Annotated in this window: 20 protein-coding genes and 1 tRNA gene; 8 read left to right on the top strand and 13 right to left on the bottom strand. The window is 69.4% G+C overall.

Annotated features, from left to right (window positions below; all coding sequences use genetic code 11):
• Together dhaL and dhaK are read right to left on the bottom strand one after the other, a co-directional pair.
• Nucleotides 1–490, bottom strand: a 490-nt coding sequence (gene dhaL / locus ABN028_RS31395; protein ID WP_349699113.1) for a dihydroxyacetone kinase subunit DhaL, incomplete at its 3' end; no start/stop codon positions are given.
• A gap of 40 nt (nt 491–530) precedes the next feature.
• On the bottom strand, nt 531–1532 hold the full coding sequence (gene dhaK, locus ABN028_RS31400) for a dihydroxyacetone kinase subunit DhaK (RefSeq protein ID WP_349699114.1): 1002 nt from the start codon (nt 1530–1532) through the stop codon (nt 531–533).
• A gap of 183 nt (nt 1533–1715) precedes the next feature.
• On the opposite strand from dhaK, the gene ABN028_RS31405 reads away from it, so the two are divergent.
• Together ABN028_RS31405 and ABN028_RS31410 are read left to right on the top strand one after the other, a co-directional pair.
• The gene (locus ABN028_RS31405) at nt 1716–2012 is read left to right on the top strand and encodes a type II toxin-antitoxin system VapB family antitoxin (protein WP_349325777.1); all 297 of its coding nucleotides are present in this window, start codon (nt 1716–1718) and stop codon (nt 2010–2012) included.
• A 26-nt stretch (nt 2013–2038) separates the two neighbouring features.
• Nucleotides 2039–2602, top strand: a complete 564-nt coding sequence (locus ABN028_RS31410) for a LytR C-terminal domain-containing protein (protein ID WP_349325778.1) — start codon at nt 2039–2041, stop codon at nt 2600–2602.
• A 7-nt stretch (nt 2603–2609) separates the two neighbouring features.
• On the opposite strand, the gene ABN028_RS31415 is transcribed toward ABN028_RS31410, so the two are convergent.
• The 3 genes from ABN028_RS31415 to ABN028_RS31425 form a co-directional block, all read right to left on the bottom strand.
• Nucleotides 2610–4112: a potassium/proton antiporter gene (locus ABN028_RS31415; RefSeq protein ID WP_349325779.1), complete on the bottom strand. Its 1503-nt coding sequence runs from the start codon at nt 4110–4112 to the stop codon at nt 2610–2612.
• Between the two features lie 382 nt (nt 4113–4494).
• On the bottom strand, nt 4495–5091 hold the full coding sequence (locus ABN028_RS31420) for a hypothetical protein (protein WP_349325780.1): 597 nt from the start codon (nt 5089–5091) through the stop codon (nt 4495–4497).
• A 264-nt stretch (nt 5092–5355) separates the two neighbouring features.
• A complete protein-coding gene (locus ABN028_RS31425) occupies nt 5356–6348 on the bottom strand; it encodes a TerC/Alx family metal homeostasis membrane protein (RefSeq protein WP_349325781.1) in 993 nt (330 codons plus the stop codon).
• A 322-nt stretch (nt 6349–6670) separates the two neighbouring features.
• On the opposite strand from ABN028_RS31425, the gene ABN028_RS31430 reads away from it, so the two are divergent.
• Nucleotides 6671–7810: an aminoglycoside phosphotransferase family protein gene (locus ABN028_RS31430; RefSeq protein WP_349699115.1), complete on the top strand. Its 1140-nt coding sequence runs from the start codon at nt 6671–6673 to the stop codon at nt 7808–7810.
• Nucleotides 7811–8007: 197 nt separating this feature from the next.
• On the opposite strand, the gene ABN028_RS31435 is transcribed toward ABN028_RS31430, so the two are convergent.
• The 5 genes from ABN028_RS31435 to ABN028_RS31455 all read right to left on the bottom strand — a co-directional run bounded on the left by ABN028_RS31435 (nt 8008) and on the right by ABN028_RS31455 (nt 10191).
• A tRNA-Ser gene (locus ABN028_RS31435) sits at nt 8008–8092 on the bottom strand.
• A 179-nt stretch (nt 8093–8271) separates the two neighbouring features.
• Nucleotides 8272–8709 carry a tRNA adenosine(34) deaminase TadA gene (tadA, locus tag ABN028_RS31440; protein WP_502879230.1) on the bottom strand — a complete coding sequence of 146 codons (438 nt, stop codon included), beginning with the start codon at nt 8707–8709 and terminating at the stop codon, nt 8272–8274.
• 41 nt (nt 8710–8750) lie between these two features.
• On the bottom strand, nt 8751–9236 hold the full coding sequence (locus ABN028_RS31445) for a tRNA adenosine deaminase-associated protein (RefSeq protein ID WP_349325783.1): 486 nt from the start codon (nt 9234–9236) through the stop codon (nt 8751–8753).
• Nucleotides 9237–9391: 155 nt separating this feature from the next.
• Nucleotides 9392–9883 carry a tRNA adenosine deaminase-associated protein gene (locus ABN028_RS31450; RefSeq protein ID WP_349325784.1) on the bottom strand — a complete coding sequence of 164 codons (492 nt, stop codon included), beginning with the start codon at nt 9881–9883 and terminating at the stop codon, nt 9392–9394.
• 89 nt (nt 9884–9972) lie between these two features.
• Nucleotides 9973–10191 carry a hypothetical protein gene (locus tag ABN028_RS31455; RefSeq protein ID WP_349325785.1) on the bottom strand — a complete coding sequence of 73 codons (219 nt, stop codon included), beginning with the start codon at nt 10189–10191 and terminating at the stop codon, nt 9973–9975.
• A gap of 258 nt (nt 10192–10449) precedes the next feature.
• Between ABN028_RS31455 and upp the strand changes: the two genes are divergently transcribed.
• Complete coding sequence (gene upp, locus ABN028_RS31460; protein ID WP_349325786.1) at nt 10450–11091, top strand: uracil phosphoribosyltransferase; 642 nt, start codon at nt 10450–10452, stop codon at nt 11089–11091.
• 158 nt (nt 11092–11249) lie between these two features.
• Entirely contained in the window at nt 11250–12860 is a 1611-nt protein-coding gene (locus tag ABN028_RS31465) for a glycosyltransferase family 2 protein (protein WP_349699116.1), read from the top strand.
• A 262-nt stretch (nt 12861–13122) separates the two neighbouring features.
• On the opposite strand, the gene ABN028_RS31470 is transcribed toward ABN028_RS31465, so the two are convergent.
• From ABN028_RS31470 to ABN028_RS31480, 3 genes are read right to left on the bottom strand one after another with little or no spacing between them, the layout of a single operon-like run.
• Nucleotides 13123–14517 (bottom strand): NAD(P)(+) transhydrogenase (Re/Si-specific) subunit beta, encoded by a 1395-nt coding sequence (locus ABN028_RS31470; RefSeq protein WP_349699117.1) that lies wholly within the window; start codon nt 14515–14517, stop codon nt 13123–13125.
• Nucleotides 14510–14812 carry an NAD(P) transhydrogenase subunit alpha part 2 gene (locus ABN028_RS31475; protein WP_349325789.1) on the bottom strand — a complete coding sequence of 101 codons (303 nt, stop codon included), beginning with the start codon at nt 14810–14812 and terminating at the stop codon, nt 14510–14512. Before ABN028_RS31475 ends, ABN028_RS31470 begins: the two co-directional genes overlap by 8 nt.
• 24 nt (nt 14813–14836) lie before the next feature.
• A complete protein-coding gene (locus ABN028_RS31480; RefSeq protein ID WP_349325790.1) occupies nt 14837–15961 on the bottom strand; it encodes an NAD(P) transhydrogenase subunit alpha in 1125 nt (374 codons plus the stop codon).
• Nucleotides 15962–16050: 89 nt separating this feature from the next.
• Here ABN028_RS31480 and ABN028_RS31485 point away from each other — a divergent pair, with 89 nt between their 5' ends.
• From ABN028_RS31485 to ABN028_RS31495, 3 genes are all read left to right on the top strand, one after another.
• On the top strand, nt 16051–16830 hold the full coding sequence (locus ABN028_RS31485) for a dienelactone hydrolase family protein (RefSeq protein WP_349699118.1): 780 nt from the start codon (nt 16051–16053) through the stop codon (nt 16828–16830).
• 136 nt (nt 16831–16966) lie between these two features.
• On the top strand, nt 16967–20164 hold the full coding sequence (locus tag ABN028_RS31490) for a glycoside hydrolase family 2 TIM barrel-domain containing protein (RefSeq protein ID WP_349699119.1): 3198 nt from the start codon (nt 16967–16969) through the stop codon (nt 20162–20164).
• Complete coding sequence (locus tag ABN028_RS31495) at nt 20161–20925, top strand: P-loop NTPase (RefSeq protein ID WP_349699120.1); 765 nt, start codon at nt 20161–20163, stop codon at nt 20923–20925. The genes ABN028_RS31490 and ABN028_RS31495 overlap by 4 nt, the downstream gene beginning before the upstream one ends.
• Nucleotides 20926–20944 lie beyond the last annotated feature (19 nt).

The raw sequence follows: 20944 nt of genomic DNA on the forward strand, positions 1-20944 counted from the left end.
CGTCCTCGGCGGCGTCGGCTGCGTGGGCCCGCGCCCCGCGGAGCGGGGTTCCCGCCGGCACCGCCTGCTCGGCCGCCCGCGCCGGCGGCTCCCAGGCGTCGACCATCGTCTTGTCGCCGGCCACCGCCTTGCCTCTGGCGACCACCCCGCCGAGGCCGGCCTCGATCGCCGCCACGACATCGGGAGCGTCGAGTGCGGGCTTGCCACGGAGCGCACCGGAGGCCCGGAGGAACGCGGTGCCGTAGAGCGGCCCGGCCGCCCCGCCCACCTTGGACACCAGCGCCGTGGCGACCCTGCGCAGCACCTCGGCCGGCGCGACCTCGTCCGGCGCGTCGGCGAGTTCCGCCATCGCCGCCTTCATCCCACGGTCGAGGTTCTCGCCGTGGTCGGCGTCCCCGATGGCGGCGTCGAGATCGATGAGGTACGCCCGGTTCGCCGCGATCACCTCGGCGTACGCGGTCACGAAGGTCACGAGGTGCTGCGTCGTCACGGCCACGTCCTCATCCTCTCGCCGCGTACCCGTCCCGCGTTCAGACGCCCCACCGCAACGCCGGCGTGTGGACGGGCGCGTCCCAGAGCTCGACCATCTCCTCGTCGAGCTTCAGCAACGTGATCGACATGCCCTGCATCTCCAGGGAGGTGATGTAGTTGCCGACCAGCCGGCGTTCGACCCTGATCCCCTGCGCGGCCAGGAGCTTCTCCGCGTGACCGTAGGCGAGGTAGAGCTCCATCAACGGCGTACCGCCCATGCCGTTCACGAAGAGCAACACCCCGTCGCCGGAACCGAACGGCAGGTCTGCCACGACCGGCGAGAGGAGACGGTCGACGATGGCGTCGGCGGGCTCCAGCGGCAGCCGCTCACGGCCGGGCTCGCCGTGGATGCCGATCCCGATCTCCATCTCCTGCTCGCCCAGCTCGAACGTCGGCTTGCCGGCATGCGGAACGGTGCACGACGTGAGGGCCATGCCCATGCTGCGAACGTGGGCGTTGACCCGCCGGCAGAGCGCGGCGACGGACGTCAGGTCGTCACCGCGTTCGGCGGCGGCTCCGACGATCTTCTCGGCGAGCACCGTGCCGCCGACGCCACGGCGTCCCGCCGTGTAGAGGCTGTCCTTGACGGCGACGTCGTCGTCGATCACGACCGCCTCGACGGTGATGTCCTCGGCCGCGGCCAACTCTGCGGCGGTCTCGAAGTTCAGGACGTCGCCGGTGTAGTTCTTCACGATGTGGAGTACGCCCGCACCGCCGTCCACCGCCCGGGTGGCCGCGAGGATCGGATCCGGTGTCGGCGAGGTGAAGACCGGGCCCGGGCAGGCCGCGTCGAGCATGCCCCGCCCGACGAACCCGCCGTGCAGGGGTTCGTGCCCGCTGCCGCCGCCGGACACGACACCGACCTTGCCCGGTCTCGGCGCGTCCGTTCGTACGACGAATGTCGGATCGAACTCCACCCGGAGCAGGTCGGCATGGGCGGCGGCCAGACCGGCCAGGGACTCCTCGACGACGGTCGACGGATCGTTGATGATCTTCTTCATCCTCACTCCATCCCGCGGCACGACGGCGTACCCGATCATCGCATCGACGTTTTGCTCAGCGCCGCCATGCCACACGGGCGCCTCACCAGATCGTGGGGAACTGGTGGAATTGTCATTGTTTCGAAAATGGGCGCCCAGCGTCTCCAATCGGCCACCCAGCGCTGCCTACTACACTGCCGAGGCGTGATCTTCAAGCGAGTCGGCGACGGTCGCCCCTACCCCGATCACGGAGCGACCCAACGCGACTGGGCTCAGCTCCCACCCCGCCCGATCAGGCTCGACCAGCTGGTCACGACCAAACGCACCCTTGATCTCGACACATTGTTGGCAGAAGATTCCACCTATTACGGCGATCTCTTCGCGCACGTGGTCGAATACCGCCAAGAGCTTTATCTTGAAGACGGACTGCACCGGGCGCTCCGCGCGGCTCTGCACCAGCGGATGGTGCTCCACGCCCGCGTGCTCCGACTCGAAGGCTGAGCACGCTGCACGGGGAAAGGTCCGAGATGACGCCCTACGACACGATGGAGATCCGGCGCAGGCGCCGTCGACGGATTCGTGGACCCTTCACCCTGCTCGTCCTCCTGGGCCTGTTGTCCAGCGCCGCGTGGTACGGCTGGGACTCCGTACTCAACGTCGCACCCGCGCCCAGTCCCACCCAGGTCTGCTCGACACCGAAGCCCGAGGAGAAGCAGCGGATCAGCGCGCAGACCGTCACGTTGAACGTCTACAACGCCGGCAAGATCAGCGGCCTGGCCGATCGCACGGCCGACCTGCTCCGCCAGCGCGGATTCACGATCGCGAAGGTGGGCAACTCTCCGTACGACGCCAAGGTCAAGACCGTCGAGGTCCGTGGTCGGCACAAGGACGCGCCCGAGGTTCTGCTGGTCGGCGAGCAGCTCTCCGGCGAGACCCGGCGTGGCGATGAGCGCACCGACACCTCGGTCGACGTGATCCTCGGGAGCGAGTACGCCGGGCTGGTCTCCAAGGCCCCGAAGGCCATGGAGGTCGACACCCGGGTGCCCGTCTGCGTGACGATGACGCCCACGCCGATGGCCCTGGGGGGCTAGGCCTGGGCTAGGCCTGCCCGCGGCTCCGGCCGAGCCAGTCTGCGAGCCGGCCCCCGCGACTGACCGCCCGGAGCCGTCGTTCGGTCGCCTCGCGCAACCGGCGTGGCGTGACAACCAGAACGTCGTCAGCCTCGCGCAGCACGGTCGTCTGCGTGGGCACCATGCTGCGTCCCTCGCGGACGATGAGGGCGACCGAGGCGCCCCGGGGCAGGCGGATCTCGCCGACCTCGACTCCGGCGAGGCGCGACGCGGGGAAGATCCGGACCTGCAGCAGGTCGGCCTCGACGCGTTCCAGCGGCGCCGCCTCGATGTCGAGGTCGCGTACCTCGTCCTCACCGTGGATCCGGAGCAGCCTCGCCACGACCGGCAGTGTCGGCGCCTGCACGAGCGTGAAGGCGACCACGAGGACGAAGACCATGTCGAAAAGCCTGTCCGCGCCCTCCAGGCCGGCCGCCATCGGGATGGTCGCGAGAACGATGGGGACGGCGCCGCGCAGGCCTGCCCACGACAGGAACAGGTGTTCGGTGGCAGGAATCCGGAACGGCAGCAGTGACAGCACGACCGACACCGGCCGGGCGAGGAACGTGAGCACCACGCCGGCGACCAGCCCGGCGACGACCTCGGAGAGTCCGAGCCGCGACGGCCAGGCCAGCAGACCCAGCATCACGAACAGTCCGACCTGCGCCAGCCAGGCAAGTCCTTCGATGAACGAACGCACGGCCGGTCGGTGCGGCAGCTCGGAGTTGCCGAGGATCAGCGACGCGACGTACACGGCCGCGAATCCGCTGCCGTGCACGGCCGAGGCGCTGGCGTACGCCAAGACGGCGAAGGACACGATGGCGAGTGGATACAGCCCGGACGCCCCCAGCGCGACCCGGCGCAGGATCCACGCGCCACCAAACCCCACCAGGCATCCAAGTGCGGCACCCAGGAGCAACTCGCCGAGGATCGTGAGCGAGACCAGACCCGGGTTCTGACTGCCGAGCGACGCCGAGCTGAGGGTCGTCACGATGAGAACCGTGGGTGCGTCGTTCAGGCCGGACTCGGCTTCCAGGATGCCGGCGAGCCGGCGTGGCAGCGGCACCCGCCGCAGGACCGAGAAGACGGCGGCCGCGTCGGTCGGCGACGTGATGGCCCCCAGCAGGAACGCCAACTGCCAGTCGAGCCCGAGCAGCACATGGACGGCGACTGCGACGACACCGACGCTCAGGCCGACGCCGACTGTCGCCAGGACGACACCCGGAATCATCGCTGGCCGGACATCGGACCAGCGCGTAGTGAGTCCACCTTCGGTGAGGATGATCACCAGTGCCGCGAATCCGAGGGCGTGCGCGAGCTGGGCGTCGTCGAAGTGGATGCCGAGCCCGGACTCGCCGAGCGCGACGCCCATCGCGAGGTAGATCAACAGGCTGGGAAGGCCGAACCGTACGGCGAACCGCACGGCCAGGACACCCAGGAGCAGTACGACAGTGCCGTACAACAGGAACTGGTCCAGCTCGGCGACTGTCACCTTGTGCCTATCCCCCCACCCACCACCTTGCCATCCCCCGACGGATGGCCGCCGGATACGACGAGGGCCCGGACATGACCAGGTGATCGTGTCCAGGGCCCCATCAGGCGGTGGCGGCGGGACTTGAGCCCTCGGAGGGTTGCCCCTCACACGCTTTCGAGGTCTGCGAGCCCACGCCCGGACCGTCCACAGCTGACGACCCCAACCTGTCCGGCTAAGCCTAACGGGTGCCTACGTGTCGCAGTCAGGCGTGGTTGGACAGGCTGACGACCCGTGTCGCTGTTGGCGCCCTGCCCAGACCGGGAGGTGGACGAGCGTCCGGCCGACCGGACAGTGCTTTCAAGGCTGTGTGGATCAGGTGGGAGCTGTGGCTGGCGTTCCCTCAGTCGAACGTGTCGCGATCGCCACCACCTTTTCTGCGTTCGGCGATGTGCTGCTGGCGCAGGACACGCACCGCTTCCAACTCGGCTGCCTTCGCCGCGTCCTCGGCCGCGGCAAGCTCTGCCAGCACCAGGTCGGCCGGGCGACGGATCACTGTGCCACCCACCTTGGCCATCTCGGAGTCGATGATCTCGGGGTCGAACTCGGTGATGTCGGCCAGGACGACCGCCTTACCGATGCGGGACGAGACACTCAGCGCGGCGAGCCCACCCAGCTCGCCCGTTCTCTCGGCCATTCGTAGATCCACGGCGGCGGCGATCACGGCCGCTCCACGCCACCCCAGCAACATTCCCAGCGGTCCGCCGAGAATGTCCATCAGCATGCCGATGAGGCTCCCACCGCCGGTCGCGACGCCAGCGACCATGTGGGGGTCAGCGGGCATCTGCAGTCTGTCGTCCGGGGCGCGTTCGATCACGATCCCGCCCCTCAGCTCGATCTGCCCAGCAGCATCACACTCCCGGAGCAGGCTGAGTGCTTGGCCGGCGGCGTCGGCGTCGGCGCAGCGGACCGTGATAACAAGGTCAGTGCCGCGTTCCACGCTTCCCCCGCTCCACCGTCCCCGCCGGGAGCAGCCGGCCGACGCTGTTACGCCTCCTGGATGCCGTCCCCCATGCAGGGCCTGACGAAACCGAGTGTGTCGCCTGTGCGGACCTGCGTAGCGCGCGAGACCGCCGACGACGGCCAGGCGGCCGATCTGGTCCTCGGGGTGGACGGGCGTCCAGCAGCGCGGCACAGGTGATCAGCACTGAGGCCAGGACGAGCACGGTCATGACAATTTCGATGAGGATGTCGGTGAGCATGGTCAGCTCCCGGGTGTGGTTTGTTCAGCGCCGCTGCGGGCGCGCAGGCTGGTCAGCGTGACGACCGCCAGGATCAGCACGATGACGGCGAGGGAGAGCGGGGTGGGGATCTGGGGCACGGCGGGCCAGATCCCGTGAGCCCAGTGCAGGACCAGCTTGACGCCGATGAACGCGAGAATGATCCCCAGCCCGTAGTTGAGGTGGGTGAGTTTGCCCAGTGCGGTGTGCAGCACGAAGTACAGGGCGCGCAGGCCGAGCAGGGCGAATGCGTTGGTGGTGAACACCAGGTACGGGTCTTGGGTGATGCCGTAGACGGCTGGGACAGAGTCGACGGCGAAGACCACGTCGGTGGCGAACACAGCGACGACCACGACCGTCAACGGGGTCAGGGCACGCCGACCATCCTCGCGGACCGTCAGCCGGGTGCCGCGGTAGCCGTCGGTGACCGGCATCAACCGCCGGAGGAGTCGCACCGAGCGCATCTGTGACACGTCACGGTCGAAGTTCGACCCGGCTGCGGCATCGTGCAGGATCTTGACGGCGGTGACGAACAGGATCGCCCCAAACACCAGGAATGCCCAGGTGCCGGCTTGCAGCAGCGCGGCACCGGCCGCGATGAAGATGCCACGCAGCACCAGTGCGCCGACGATGCCGAAGAGCAGCACGCGCTGCTGCAGTTCGGCCGGTACCGCGAAGCCGGCCAGCAAGAGCATGAACACGAAAAGGTTGTCCACCGACAGGGACTTCTCCACCACGAAGCCCGTGACGAACTCCAGCGCCTGAGCACCGCCGAATACCGCCCAGAGTGCCACGCCGAACACCAGCGGCAGGGAGAGATAGAACACCGACCAGCCGACGGCCTCGCGCAGCGACACCTCGTGCGGGCGGCGGGTCACCAGGAAGTCAGCGGCGACCAAGATGAGGAGTACGGCAATGCTGGCCGCCCACAACAAGGGCGTACCAATCGACTCCGACGAGGCAGCTTGAGCAAGCACAGGAGTCCCCTCGAACGGTTGCGTTCGAGGTCTCCTTCACCCGCTGAGGGCGTCATCACCCCGAGGACACCAGCAAGTGTCCGTCCTGACCGAGGCGGACCTTAGGAAGTACTCCCCTCATTGCCCAAGGTGCCCGCGGCCATGAACCGCAGGGGAGGGGCCAAGGTCCTGACCCGGCCCAGTCCTCTTCCCCTGGTGCCAGGGTGCGGCGGCGAGCGTGATCATGCGCCCCGTAACGAAAGCAAGACTCGTTCTCTGCCTCTTTCCGTTGCACACTGGCCGGGCCAGATCCGCGCCAAAACCCGAGCAAGGACACCAACCTGTGCCGAGCCCTGCCCTGTCCGCGGTGCAAACGCTGTTGTCGGAGGCGTTCCACACGACCGTGACCATTGCCCGCTCCGAGCAGTTGGCGCCCTGGTCAGTCGCGCGTTGCCACCTCGCCGAGCCGCCTTCGCAGTTGTCTACCTCAGCCCTCCTACCTGGATCGGTGATCGTGAAGTGGCTGCGGGAGGATCCCAGCGAGTTCCGTACCGACCCGGCGCAGGTGTGCACCGAACGCGCGGCACTGGAGTTCCTCGCCGAACTCGGCGTCGATCTGGTGCCACGGCTGGTGGCATCCGACCTGACGACGGGCGTCCTGGTGCTCGAGGACCTGTTCCCGCGTGTTCCGCTCGCCGATCAGATTCGCCGGTACGGCGCGACCGGCGCGAAGACCGGCCTGGTGTCCTTCGCGCGGACCATGGGCCAGCTGCACGCGGCCACCGCAGGACACGCGGAGATCTATTACGCCAGACGTCGCACGTACGGGCCGGTCGATCCGCAGGTCGAACGGCTGCGCTTCATGGGCCAGCGATGGACGCAGACCCGCCGTCGGATCGAGGGGCTTGGCGTCACGATGCCGCACCGGGCGGAGCGGGAGCTGGCGAGCGTCCACGCCGTACTCGCCGAGCCGGGGCCGTTCCTTGCCTTCTCCAACGGTGACGCGGGTTCCAACAACTTCCTGGTCGACGGCGACGACGGGCGTCTCACCGACTTCGAGTTCGCCGGCTTCCGGCACGCTCTCACCGACGCCGCCAGTCTGGCGGTGCCAGGACCGATGTGGATCACGGTCGGTGACCCGGCAGCCACCGGGCTCGAGGACGAGTACCGTGCCGCGCTTGCCAGTGGCGTTCCGGAAGCGGCCGACGACAGCGCGTTCGGGTTCGGCATGGCGGCCTCCTGCCACCTGATGGCGCTCGAGCGGCTCGGCGGGTTCGACCGCATCGACGCCCGCCCCCCGGGGGACAGCAGCCGCGTCCAGAGAGTCTTCACACTCGAGTTGGCAGCGAGCACGGCCGAGCGTCACCGCTGCCTTCCGCACCTCACCGGATGGGTTCGCGAGGTAGCGCGACACTTGCGCAAGCGATGGCCGGATGCCGACGTGGATCTCGCCAACTATCCGGCGTACGCCCCGCGCACCTGAGCCCAGGAGGCCGCGGGCGCTACCGCCTGGCGACAGTGCGACGGTACCTTCCCGGATCCACTCACTCCGCCGCTCGACCGGCGTACCGGTGGTCGGAACCCCAGGCCGAGGGTCAACTGCGACCGAAACTGAGACCAGACGGCGAAATGCCCGGCACCTCCGTAGAGGCTGCCGGGCATTTCGCTTGCTCATCGGCGCGGTGGCGGCGGGATTTGAACCCGCGGAGGGTTGCCCCTCACACGCTTTCGAGGCGTGCTCCATAGGCCGCTCGGACACGCCACCGCGGGTAGGTTATCGGACCGTGCCGTGTCGCCGCCTACCGCGTTCCGTACCAGCCTGCGCCAGCGCCGGCACCCGGGCGAGGCGGCCTCGGACGGACCCTCACGCGACGCCGGGTTGGATGAGGGCGCTCCTCATCAGTACGCCGTTCTCCTGGACGCGTATCGCGCGGTCCCATGGGATCAGCGAGGGCGACGCTGGGCGGTGAAGAAGTCACGCAGCAGGCCTGCGCACTCGTCGGCGAGGACCCCACTCACGACGTCGGGCCGGTGGTTGAGTCGCCGGTCGCGTACGACGTCCCAGAGCGAACCGACCGCTCCGGCCTTCTCGTCGTACGCGCCGAACACCAGCCTGTCCACCCGGGCGAGAACCACCGCGCCCGCACACATCGTGCACGGCTCGAGCGTGACGACCAACGTGCAGCCGTCGAGCCGCCACCCACCCCGCGCCGCCGCCTGCCGGATCGCGAGGACCTCGGCATGGGCAGTCGGGTCGGCGGTGGCCTCCCGCGCGTTGTGGCCACGGCCGAGGACCTGCCCATCGGCATCGACGACCACGCAGCCGACGGGGACGTCACCAGCCGACTCCGCCAGTCGCGCCTCGCCGAGGGCGACGCGCATCGCGTCGTCCCACGCCTCCGGCCGACTGGCCGAGCTGTGTGTCAGCGGACTGTCTCGAGGACGTCGACGAACCCGATCCGCTCGGCGATCTCGGCCACGGCGTCGGCAGGCGTCGTGCTGGTCGCGCCGGCCAGCCGGTTGAGTGTCTCGGCGGAGGCGCCCAGATCGTCGAGGAGTCCCGCCTCACCCAGCGGCTCCGCGGGCAGCGCCACGCCCCTGCCGCTCACCGGCACCTCGTCGTCGTCGAGATAGTCGGCCGCGATCTCACTCACGAGTGTCCCGCCGACGGGCGTACGGCCGGCCTCGGCGCCGTCGGACACGAACACTCGCGGATCTTCGTCGGGTTCGACACGTACGACGCCGAACCACTCCTCTTCCTCCACCAGGACGACCACGATCCCGTCGTCGGCATCGACCTCGGCCGCCGCTTCGGCCACACCGTCGACGCCTTCGGCGTCGTCGAGGTCGATCTCCGTCGCCAACCAGTCGCCACCTCTACGGGCGAACGCCGCCGCGAAGTAGGACACCGCGCACCATTCCTTCGTCACAGATCTCGTGGGCCAGAACCCTCGGCCAGAGCACTCTTCGGGGTCAGAACTCTTCGGGCTCAGAACTCTCTTGGGTCAGAACATCGTCGAGTCGGGATTTGTTGCGTCGTACCCCAGGGGTAGCCGTCACACGCCTAACTGATCGCCGTGTCCAGCACCTGGTGGAACGCCACGCCGCAGCCGAGCCGCTCGGCGATCTTGGCGAGCATCTCGTCGGGGTACAGGTCGAAGTCGTCGCACAGAGCGCCCATCTCCATGGCGGCCATGCCGAGGTCGGCGACGATGGTCAGGTCGCCGGCCGGCTGGGCACGGTCGTCGTCGTCATCGGGCACCGGAAGCGCGAGTTCGTCGAGGACGGCCCGGGCGAGCGGCCACTCGGTGGCGGCGGTGACATCCGAGAGGAGGTACCTCACATCCACCCCATCGACGCGTACCAGGACGAAGAAGTCGTCATCGACCGAGACCAGCCCGAGGCATCCCCGGTCGCCCGGATGCTGGCGCAGGGTGCGTACCAGGGTGTCGAGGTCACGCGCTGCCCATGTGGCGAGCGACGTTGCCCGCCAGCAGCCCTCCTCGAGGTAGACCACAACAGCGAAGTCGACCGTTGTGCTGCTCTCCTCGGCCATAAGGGAGATCGTGGCAGACCCAGCGGAGAATGCACCGCATTTTTCTCCAGGATTTTCCGCCCAATTGCCGCGGTTCGGCGGCAGACCGCTCAGGAGGTGCGGTACGTGGAGCGCCGGAGGGCGTCGCGGAGCCGGGCGAGCCGGGTGCGCCTGGGCCGGATCCGGGCCCGCAGTTCCCTGGCCTCGGCCAGGTCACGGAGGAACGCGGCGCGCCGCCGGAGGCGTTCGCTCTGGTTGTCCGGCTGGGACGGTTCGCGGGTGGATGATCGCTCGCCCCGTGGTGTCCCACGTCGCTGGGTCTTCGCCATGAGGTCGACTCCCGGTGCCGGAATGGATCGCCTGCCAACCCCCCGGTTCTGAACACCCCCGTCGAACGCGCTGGTCGAACGCCGTCGAACGCGCTTCCAGATCGCGCTGACGCTACTGCCAGATCGCGCTGACCCTACTAAGGTGGCTCCGCGTCCTCTCCGGATCAACGCCCGCGCGGGGCCACATCCGGTCGTGCGTACCCCATGCCAGCCGGCTTTACACACTCCCTGTCGTCGATCGCTTCGAGGTGCCTGCCGATGCGGATCCACGTGGCCGACCATCCCCTCGTCGCCCACAAGCTGACGGTCCTGCGCAATGCCGCAACGGACTCGCCGACCTTCCGGCAGCTGACCGACGAGCTGGTGACGTTGCTGGCGTACGAAGCGACCCGGGAAGTCCGGACCGAACCCGTCACCGTGCAGACGCCGGTCGCCGCCGCACAGGGGCGCAAGCTCGCCGCACCCAAGCCTTTGGTCGTACCCATCCTGCGGGCGGGGCTCGGCATGCTCGAGGGAATGGTCCGGCTGCTGCCGACGGCCGAGGTGGGCTTTCTCGGCATGATCCGCGATGAGCGCACCCTGAAGGCGTCGACGTACGCCCAACGGATTCCGGAGGATCTGTCCGGTCGGCAGTGTTACGTCCTCGATCCGATGCTCGCCACCGGCGGCACCCTGGCCGACGCGATCGGGTTCCTGGTCGCCCGCGGTGCCGACGAGATCACCGCCGTCTGCCTGCTCGCCGCGCCCGAGGGGATCGCCCACCTCGAGGCCCAGCTGGAGCGGATTGGGATTCCCGTCACGGTGGTGACCGCCGGGCTGGACGACCATCTGAACGAGAAGGGGTTCATCGTTCCGGGGCTGGGCGACGCGGGCGACCGGCTGTACGGCGTCGTCGACTGACTGCGGGCGCGGCGGTTGGGCGTGCGCGGGTGAGGCGGGTACGCGGGTACGCGGGCGCGCTGGTTAGGTGGGCGGGGCGGCGGTGAGGCGGGCCCGGCTCGCGGCTGAGGTTTGTGAGTCCGGGAATCTGACGATGCTCCCACCATGGGGGTGCACCCATGGGAGTGAAGGTCAGCGTCATCGTTCCGGTGTACAACCCGGGACCCCGACTCGACTCCTGCCTGGCATCCCTGCTCGGTCAGTCACTTTCGGCCGGCGAGTACGAAGTGCTCTTCATCGACACCGGCTCCGCCGACGGCACTCTCCAGCGCCTCGACACCCTGGCGGAGAAGCATCCGCACATCCGGGTGATCCACGCCGCGCACACGGGCGGTCCCGGGCGTCCCCGCAACGTCGGCATCGAGGTCGCGAGCGGTGAGTACCTCTACTTCCTCACCGCACATGATCGGCTGGCTTCGCCTGCCCTGGAACGCATGTACGCCATGGCGATCCGCAGCAGCGCCGACATCGTCGTGGGGAAGGTCGTCGGATACGGCGCCAACGAGGTGCCGAGGGCAGTGTTCCTCGAGTCGCGGGACAACGCGGACATCCTCGCCGGCGACCTTTTCCGGCTGATGACGCCGCACAAGCTGTTCCGGACCGGTTTCCTGCTCCGACACCGACTGCGGTTCGCGGAAGGCCCTGCCTGGTTGGCCGATGAGCGGTTCGTCGCCGAAGCGTACTTCCTCGCCAAGGTCACCGGCGTGCTGTCCGACGGCGTGTGCTGCCACTGGGGTACGCCGGACCGCCCGTCCGAGCAACCGCCGCAGCGGCGGCTCGATCCCACGGCGTACACCCGGTCGCTCCGGCAGCTCCTCGATCTCGTCGACACCCACACCGACCCCGGCGACGAGCGCGACCAGATCTACGCGCGCTTCTACCAGGACCTCCTGCTCGGCCCGCTCGGGTCGCCCCGATCCCCCGGACCGTTCGGCCTGCCCGGTCTGCACGGCGGCCGGTCGCTGCGTGGCCGGCTGGTCCGCCAGAGCCCGTACGCACTGTTCCGGGAGGTACGCCACCTCGCCGCCGAACGGTTCTCCACCGGCGTCGAACGAGCGCTGCCTCCGTCGATCCGGGTGCGGGCCCGACTGCTGCACGCGGGGGCGTACGCCGAGATCACGAAGCTGGCGGGGGCGGAGCGCGGACTCACCGTCGTACCCACCCTCGACCGTGTCGACTGGGACGGCAACGCGCTGGTGATCAGGGCCAGCGCCCAACTGACCTACGCCGACGGGCGGCCGGTGACCTTCCGCCGGGTCGACGGGCGACTGTTGTGGGAGCCGCCGGTGTCGCTGAAGACCAAGGTTCCGATCGATGCGTACGACGTGACGAAGGTGCTCTCCGACAGCCGGCTCGACGTCTATGTGCAGAGCCGCGACGACTCGGGCGACTTCCGGCTCCCGACCCAGTGTCATCTGGTGCCGGAGGTCTCCGACGACACCGAGCAGCTGGTCCTGCAGGGCACGGCGCGGCTGGATGTCAGGACCGGCCGGCTGGGTCGGCCGTTGGACGCGGGGACCTGGGACTGCTTCGTTCGCGTCGAGAGTTGTGGGTGGGAGCTCTGGCGCCGGCTCACCCGGCCGAGCCTCTACCAGCACACCGCTCCGGCGCCGGCCCGAACGCTCGGCACCGGTGACCAGGGTCCGGTCGTCGAGCCGCACTGGACGGCGCTGGGCGGCCTGAGCGTCCGGGTCCAACGGTCGCCGACCCACCGCGCCGCCGCCGAGTGAGCCGCTGGCGGCGACGTGCGTTCGGCCGTGGCGGCCGGGCACGCGCCTGCTCCTGCGCGCCCGCACGCCGCAAATGACCACGCTGCCCATGCGTTCGACACCAGGGCGGGGCATCGACGCCTGTCCAGAGACCACAGACCTACCCAGCGTGGTCATTTACCGCCGCACAGGACCCCCGTCCAGGCAGCTTGCCGGCGACCCGGGTTGCCGGCGACCCGGGTTGCGGCGACGCGCCGGGACGCCGGGATGACGGGACGGCGGTTCAGACGGCTTCGACGGCGGCGATGAGCCGGGTCAGCGAGTCTTTGGCGTCGCCGAAGAGCAGCGTCGTCTTGGGGTTGTAGAGCAGCTCGTTCTCGATGCCGGCGAACCCGGGCCGCATCGAGCGTTTGAGGAACACCACCGCTTTGGCCTCGTCGGCGTTGAGGATCGGCATGCCGGCGATGGGCGAACCGTAGGCCTTGCGGGCGGCGGGGTTCACGACGTCGTTGGCGCCGACGACGAGGGCCACGTCGGTGGCCCTGAACTCCGGGTTCACCTGGGCCATCTCGACCTGCTGGTCGTAGGGCACGTTGGCCTCGGCGAGCAGGACGTTCATGTGTCCGGGCATCCGGCCGGCGACCGGGTGGATGGCGTAGATGACCTCGATGCCGCGCGCGGTGAGCGTGTCGGCGAGCTCGCGGAGTGCGTGCTGTGCCTGCGCGACGGCCAGACCGTAGCCGGGGATGATGATGACCCGGCGGGCGTAGCCGAGGAGCACCGCGATGTCCTCAGCACCCGCGGACTTGACCGGGCGGGTGCTCTCGTCGGTCGCGCCGAGGGTGGAGGTCCCGCCGCCCAACGCACCGAACAGGATGGTGGTCACCCGGCGACCCATCGCCTGCGCCATCAGCCGGGTCAGGAGCGAACCGGCCGCACCGACCAGCGTGCCGGCGACCAGCAGCAGGGTGTTGCCGAGCAGGTATCCACTCGCGGCGACGGCAAGGCCGGTGCACGCGTTGAGCAGCGAGATGACGATCGGCACGTCCGCACCACCGACCGGCAGCACCAGCAGGACCCCGAGGACGAGGGCGAGAACGCCGAGAACGATCGCGAAGATCGGCGATCCGGCCACCACCGCCACCGCCGCGACGGCGACCGTGACCAGCAGCGCCCCGCCGTAGACCCACTGCACGCGGGGTACGACGATCGGCCGGCCCGGAAGCAGGTCCTGAAGCTTGCCGACGGTAACGGCGGACCCCGACAGGCTCAGGGCGCCGACGAGCACGGTGAACGCGGCGGCGATCCGCGTGAGCGTCCCACCGCCCGGCCCGAGTTCGCCGATCTCGAGCAGCGCGACGAGTGCGGCGGCGCCGCCACCGACACCGTTGAACGACGCGACCAGCTGGGGCATCGCCGTCATGACGACCTTGCGCGCGGCGAACACGCCGACGGCCGCACCGACGACGATTGCGCCGAGGACGGCGAGCAGGTTGCGCGGTGGGGCGACGAAGAAGACGAGGACGACGGCGAGCAGGGCGCCGGCCGCGCCGATCAGGTTGCCGACCCGCGCGGTCCGCGGCGACGACAGCGCCTTCAACGCCAGGATGAAGCACACCGCGGCGACGAGATAACCCAACTGGATCCAGGTCGGGGTGCTGGCCGCGGCTTCACCCATGGACGTCCCGCCTCCTCTTCTGCGTACGGAACATCTCCAGCATCCGGTCGGTCACCACGAAACCGCCCACCATGTTGAGAGTGGCGAGGAACACCGCGACCAGGCCCACCCAGAGCTCCAGGGCACTGTCGGCACGGCCGGCGACGAGGACGGCGCCGACCAGGATCACCCCGTGGATGGCGTTGGCGCCGGACATCAAGGGGGTGTGGAGGATGGTCGACACCTTGGAAATCACTTCGTACCCGGTGAACGCACTGAAGACGAAGATGGTCAGCAGTGCGATGCCCTCAGTCATGGCACCTCCTTCGCCGGTCGGCCATCAGCCCACCTCCCCGATCAGGTCCTGCGTGTGACGGTGCCTGACCTCGCCGTCGTGCGTGACACAGCTCGCCGCCAGGATCTCGTCGTCGAAGTCGAGGTGAAGCCTGCCGTCGCGGACAAGGAGCAGGATGAGGTTCAGGACGTTCTGTGCGTACAGCTGGCTCGCCGGCACCGGAAGCTGGCTCGGGACGTTCTGGCCGCCCCAGATGAGCACGCCGCCCGTCGACAACTCCTGCCCCGGCACGCTGCCCGCGACGTTGCCACCCTGGTCGGCCACCAGGTCGACGACCACCGAACCTGGCCGCATGCCCACGATCATCTCCGGCGTGACCAGCAGGGGCGCCGTCCGGCCCGGCACGGCGGCCGTGGTGATGAGAACGTCGGAGGCGGCGATGTGCGGGGTCAGCAGCTTTCGCTGGCGGGTCGAACGTTCCTCGGTCATCTCTCGGGCGTAGCCGCCTTCGCCTTCCAGCGGCGGAAGACCGAGGTCCACGAACCGCGCGCCAAGGCTCGCCACCTCCTCGGCGGAGGACTTGCGTACGTCGTAGGCGGAGACGTCGGCACCCAGCCGGCGGGTGGTCGCGATCGCCTGCAGACCGGCGACACCGGCCCCGAGGACCAGCACCGTCGCCGGGCGTACCGTCCCCGCCGCGGTCATGAAGAGCGGGAAGAACCTCGGTAGACGTTCGGCCGCGACGACTGCCGCGCGGTAGCCCGCGACCATCGACTGGGACGACAGCGCATCCATCGTCTGCGCCCGCGCGATCCGCGGGATGAGGTCCATCGAGAACGCCGTCAGCCGGCGTTCGCGCAAGCGGCGGACGAGCGGCATCTCCTGCGTCGGCGGCAGGAACGAGACCGTGACGGTGCCCTCGGCGAGAGCGCGCGCGGTGGCCAGGTTGATCGGCTGGACCGACAGGACCAGGTCCGCGCCCTCCATCGCGTCGTCGCCGACATAGGCACCGGCAGCGGCGTACGCCTCGTCGGGCACGCCGACTTCCGCGCCGGCCTCGGGCTCGACTGCCACCTCGACACCGGCCTGTAACAAACGGGGTAGTAGCTCAGGAAGCAACGCGACCCGGCGTTCGCCGGGTCGACGCTCCCTGAGGACCGCGATCCTCACGGGCGGCCACCCTACGGCACGGTGGGGTGCGCGGGGTAGGTTCGGGTCGACCTTGCATTTCTCGCTCAAAGCAGGCAAAGGGGCAGGCCATGTGCTTCGCAGCCGACGCCGTTCCGCCCGATCCTCCCGGCGGCGGTCCGGGCTTTCAGGGGACCTCTCTCACCCTCACCTCCGCCGACGGTACCCAGTTCGCCGCATTCCGGGCCGAGGCGCCAGGTCCGGCACCCGCCGGACGGGCCCGCGCCGGCGTCGTGATCCTGCCCGACGTCCGTGGCCTGTTCGCGTTCTACGAACGACTCGCCGAACGCTTCGCCGGTGTCGGCGTCGACGCGGTGGCCATCGACTACTTCGGGCGTACGGCCGGAACAGGCCATCGCGAGGAGGACTTCGACTTCCGTTCACACGTGGCGCAGACGACGCCCGACGGCGTGGCGGCCGACGTCGCGGCGGGCGTCGCGCACCTGCGTGAGAGTGGTCGGGTCGGCGCCGTCTTCACCGTGGGTTTCTGTTTCGGCGGCAGCAACTCGTTGCTGCAGGCGTCGAACGACGACCTCGCCGGCGTCGTCGGTTTCTATGCCGGAATGCGGCCACGGGTCGAGGGCGGACCGACGCCGATCACCGCGGCGCCGGCGGCGAAGGTGCCGGTGCTCGGGCTCTTCGGCGGCGCCGACCAGGGGATCCCGGTCGAGAAGGTCGAGGAGTTCACCGCGGCGTTGGCGACCTCCGGTGTCGAGCACACCGTGCACATCTATCCCGGCGCGCCGCACAGTTTCTTCGACCGGTCGTACGACGATTACGCCGCGGAGTGCGCCGACGCCTGGCGCCGGGTGCTCGCGTTCCTTGAGTCCCACTCCCCACCCACCCCGTGATCATGATCGTGATCATGAGGATCTTCGGGGTCCATACGCCGAACTTCCTTCGTGATCACGACGGCGGCGGCAGGCCATGACGGCGGCGGCCCGCCGTGAGGCCGTAAGGCCGTGAGCAGCACCAAGGAGAGTCATCGTGTACGAACCGACCGCCGCGACCGCCCTGCGTCCGTGGGAGACACCGGAACTGACCGGGGTCAACCGGCTGCCCGGCCGGGCGACGCTCCTCCCCTACGCCTCCACCGAGGCCGCGCGGGCGCAGACGCAGCCGAGGATGCTGCTCCTCGACGGCAACTGGGCGTTCCGGCTGGTCGACCGGCCCGAGGACACCCCCGCCGACTTCGCCGATCCCGACCTCGATCTCGACCTCGACGTGGCGTCGTGGGACACCGTGGCGGTGCCCGGCAACTGGACCATGCAGGGTCACGGTCGGCCGCAGTACACCAACGTGCAGATGCCGTTTGCCCCCAACCGCCCGCCGCACGTGCCGGCGCACAATCCCACCGGTCTCTACCGCACCACGTTCACCCTCCCCGACGACTGGTCCGGCGGCCGGGTCGTGCTGCATGTCGGCGGCGCGATCTCGGTGTCCTCGATCTGGCTCAACGGCGTCGCCGTGGGGATCGGCAAGGACTCCCGCCTGCCCAGCGAGTACCTCGTCAACCATGCCCTGCAGCCGGGGCGAAACACTCTTGCCATCCAGGTGATCCAGTGGTCCGACGCGAGCTACATCGAGGACCAGGACCAGTGGTGGCAGGCCGGGATCCACCGCTCGGTCTACCTCTACGCGACCGCGCCCACCCACCTCGCCGACGTGGCGGTGCGGGCGGGCTACGACCACCAGAGCGGCAGGGGTTCGCTGTCGGTCGACGTCAGCGTGGGCGACCTTCCCGGCCCGGGCTGGCGGGTGGTCGCACACCTCGACGGACCGGGCCGGGAAGACGCCCTTGACACCCCACTCGGCGGCGAGCCGGCGCTTCGTGGTGGCGACACGCCCGGGCTCGGCCGGGTGGAGCTCGCCGCGTCACTTCCGAAGGTCGCGCCATGGTCGGCGGAGGAGCCGAACCTCTACACCGTGATCGTCAGCCTGCTCGACCCCGACGGCCACGAGGTTGAGGCGACGCGCACCCATGCCGGCTTTCGTACGGTCGAGATCCGCGACCGCGAACTGCTGGTCAACGGCCAGGCGGTCTACATCCGGGGCGTCAACCGGCACGAGCACCACGACCGCTTCGGCAGTGCGGTGCCTCGGGAGACCGTGCGCCGGGACGTGGCCGTGCTCAAGGCGTTCAACGTCAACGCCGTACGCACTTCGCACTACCCGCCGGACCCGTACTTTCTCGAGCTCGCGGACATCCACGGCCTCTATGTCATCGACGAGGCCAACATCGAGGCGCACGCCAACTACTCCACGCTCTGCGACGATCCGCGTTATCAGGCGGCGTTCGTGGACCGGATCAGCCGCATGGTCCTGCGCGACCGCAACCATCCCTGCATCATCGCCTGGTCGCTCGGCAACGAGACCGGCTACGGCGCCAACCACGACACGGCGGCGGCGTGGGTGCGGCGGGTCGACCCGACCCGCGTCGTGCACTACGAAGGCGCGATCGCGGCCGACTGGTCGAGTGGGCACGCGTCGACCGATCTCATCTGCCCGATGTACCCCTCGATCGACGCGATCGTCGACTGGGCGCGAACGACGACCGACCACCGGCCGCTCATCATGTGCGAGTACGCCCACGCGATGGGCAACTCCTGCGGCAACCTGGCCGACTACTGGCACGCGATCGAGTCGCACCACGGCCTGCAGGGTGGCTTCATCTGGGAGATGCTCGACCACGGAATCCTGAAGTCACCCGGCGATCCCCGCCCTGGCTTCTCCTCCGGAGACGCCCCAGCCCACTGGGCGTACGGCGGCGACTTCGACGACGAACCCCATGACGGGAACTTCGTCTGCGACGGACTCTTCTGGCCCGACCGCACCCCGCATCCGGCGATGTGGGAGGTGAAGCGGCTGTTCCAGCCGTTCGACGCCGACCTTCCCGACCCCGAACTCGCCGAGGCGGGACGGCTGCGGATCTGGAACAAGTACGACTTCCGTGACCTGTCGCACCTCCAGGTCTCGTGGACCGTCCTCGTCGATGGCACACCGGTCGAGACGGGCACGCTCCGCCGGTTGTCAACCCCACCTTGCAGCGCCGAGGTTCTCTCCCTGCCCTGGGGTATGCCGTCGCTCGAGCCGGGCCAGGAGGCCTTCGTCCACCTGCGTTTCGTCGACACGCGCGAAGTGCCTCTGCTCGGATCGGGCCACGAGGTCGGTTGGGTCGAGCTTCCGCTCGCGGCGGGTGCGCCCACCTCCGACGGTCCTACTGGCACGCCACGCTCGACCCCGGCAGCGCTGTCGGTGGAGGAATCCGAAGCCGGCTGGACGATCCACGGCGGCACCGTCGACGTCGCCGTACGCCGGTCCGACGGCGCCCTCACCTGCTGGCGGGTCGACGGCATCGACCTGCTCGCGACCGGGCCAGGCCTCAACGCCTGGCGGGCACCCACTGACAACGACGGCATCCGCGACTCCACCAACCCGTGGCACACCGAACGGCAGGTCCTCTACCGCTGGCTCGACGCCGGCCTGGACCGGCTCGTCTCCCACGTGCAGCGGGTCGAGGTGGAGAAGCGGCCGGACGGCGGGATCCGCGTCGGACGCACCGAACGGTTCCACCCGCGGGGCAGTGACGACGGCATCGGCCACGAGCTTCGACTGGACGTCAACCCCGACGGATCCGTCGGGGTCGCGCACCGGTTCGACGTCGACCCGGGGCTCCCCGACCTGCCCAGGATCGGGGCCATCATGACCGTGCCGGAGGGCTTCACCCAGCTCGAATGGCTCGGGCGCGGCCCGCACGAAAGCTATGTCGACCGCAAGGTCGGAGCCGCCCTCGGACGATGGCAGGGCAGCGTCGAGGAGCAGTACGTTCCGTACATCCTGCCCCAGGAACACGGCAACAAGACCGATGTCCGCTGGCTCGCCGTGCGGCGTGGCGACGGCGTGGGCTTCGCGGTGAGCGCGCCGACGCCGGTGGAGGCGAGGGTGTCGCAGTACTCCGACCAGACCCTCACCGACGCGCGACACACGACCGACGTCGCACCCGACGCGGAGGCGCAACTCACCATTGACGTGCGTCAACGCGGCCTTGGCGGAGCGAGCTGTGGCCCCGACACGTTGGAGCGTTACCGGATTCCTTCCGGTACGACGTACGAGCTGCACTACCGACTGATCCCGGTCCGGCCGGCCGATGACCCGGCCGTCCTCCATCGGCGGTTGCTCTCATGACGCAGACGATCGTCTTCGCGAGCGGCAAGGGTGGCGTCGGCAAGAGCACGCTGGCGCTCAACACCGCGGTCGCCCTTGCCCAGCAGGGGCTGCGGATCGGGCTCGTGGACGCCGACATCTACGGGCCGGACATCCCGGCGATGGTGGGCCTCACCCGGCGGACACCCGCACGGTCGATCACGCTCTGGCAGGCCGACGTCCCCGCCGACGAACCGGTGGAATACCAGGGCGTGAAGATCATGTCGGCGCAGTTCCTCATCGCCGAGGACCAGCCGCTGGACTGGCAGATGCCGCTTGTCGGCCTGCTGCTGCGCCGGCTCGTCCACGACGTGGCGTGGGGGGACCTCGACCTCCTGCTCGTCGACGTACCACCTGGCACGGGCGATCTGCAGCAGGAGCTCTTCGCCCTGGTGCCCGACGCCCGCGTCGTGCTCGTCGTCACGCCGCAGTACGCCGCGCACCTCGACGGCCGCAAGCTGGTGTCGATGTTGCAGCGTCGGACGATCTCGATCGTGGGCGGCGTCGAGAACATGAGCGGCCTCGACTGCCCGTCCTGCGGTGACCACATCGCGTTGTTCCCGCGGGTCGCCCATGAATGTGCGATCTGGGGGCAGGGAGTGGAGGAGCTCGGCCGGATCCCCTTCTGTGCGGTCGATTCTGGCCGCGGTACGCCCTCGCCCCTCGTGGTGTCCGCGCCCGACAGCGCCGCCGGGCGGGAGATCGTCGCGTTCGCGAAGAAGCTCACCAGCATCCTCGACTGACGGATTCTTCGCACCGGAG

Origin of the sequence: Actinopolymorpha sp. B17G11 (genome assembly GCF_040196095.1) — a bacterium.
GTDB lineage: Bacteria > Actinomycetota > Actinomycetes > Propionibacteriales > Actinopolymorphaceae > Thermasporomyces.

Coding starts and splice junctions, on each gene's coding strand:
- ABN028_RS31465 (WP_349699116.1), top strand. CDS start 11,250: ATGGGAGTGAAGGTCAGCGTCATCGTTCCGGTGTACAACCCGGGACCC.
- ABN028_RS31495 (WP_349699120.1), top strand. CDS start 20,161: ATGACGCAGACGATCGTCTTCGCGAGCGGCAAGGGTGGCGTCGGCAAG.
- dhaK (WP_349699114.1), bottom strand. CDS start 1,532: ATGAAGAAGATCATCAACGATCCGTCGACCGTCGTCGAGGAGTCCCTG.
- ABN028_RS31410 (WP_349325778.1), top strand. CDS start 2,039: ATGACGCCCTACGACACGATGGAGATCCGGCGCAGGCGCCGTCGACGG.
- tadA (WP_502879230.1), bottom strand. CDS start 8,709: ATGCGCGTCGCCCTCGGCGAGGCGCGACTGGCGGAGTCGGCTGGTGAC.
- ABN028_RS31475 (WP_349325789.1), bottom strand. CDS start 14,812: ATGACTGAGGGCATCGCACTGCTGACCATCTTCGTCTTCAGTGCGTTC.
- ABN028_RS31485 (WP_349699118.1), top strand. CDS start 16,051: ATGTGCTTCGCAGCCGACGCCGTTCCGCCCGATCCTCCCGGCGGCGGT.
- ABN028_RS31470 (WP_349699117.1), bottom strand. CDS start 14,517: ATGGGTGAAGCCGCGGCCAGCACCCCGACCTGGATCCAGTTGGGTTAT.
- ABN028_RS31455 (WP_349325785.1), bottom strand. CDS start 10,191: ATGGCGAAGACCCAGCGACGTGGGACACCACGGGGCGAGCGATCATCC.
- ABN028_RS31450 (WP_349325784.1), bottom strand. CDS start 9,883: ATGGCCGAGGAGAGCAGCACAACGGTCGACTTCGCTGTTGTGGTCTAC.
- upp (WP_349325786.1), top strand. CDS start 10,450: ATGCGGATCCACGTGGCCGACCATCCCCTCGTCGCCCACAAGCTGACG.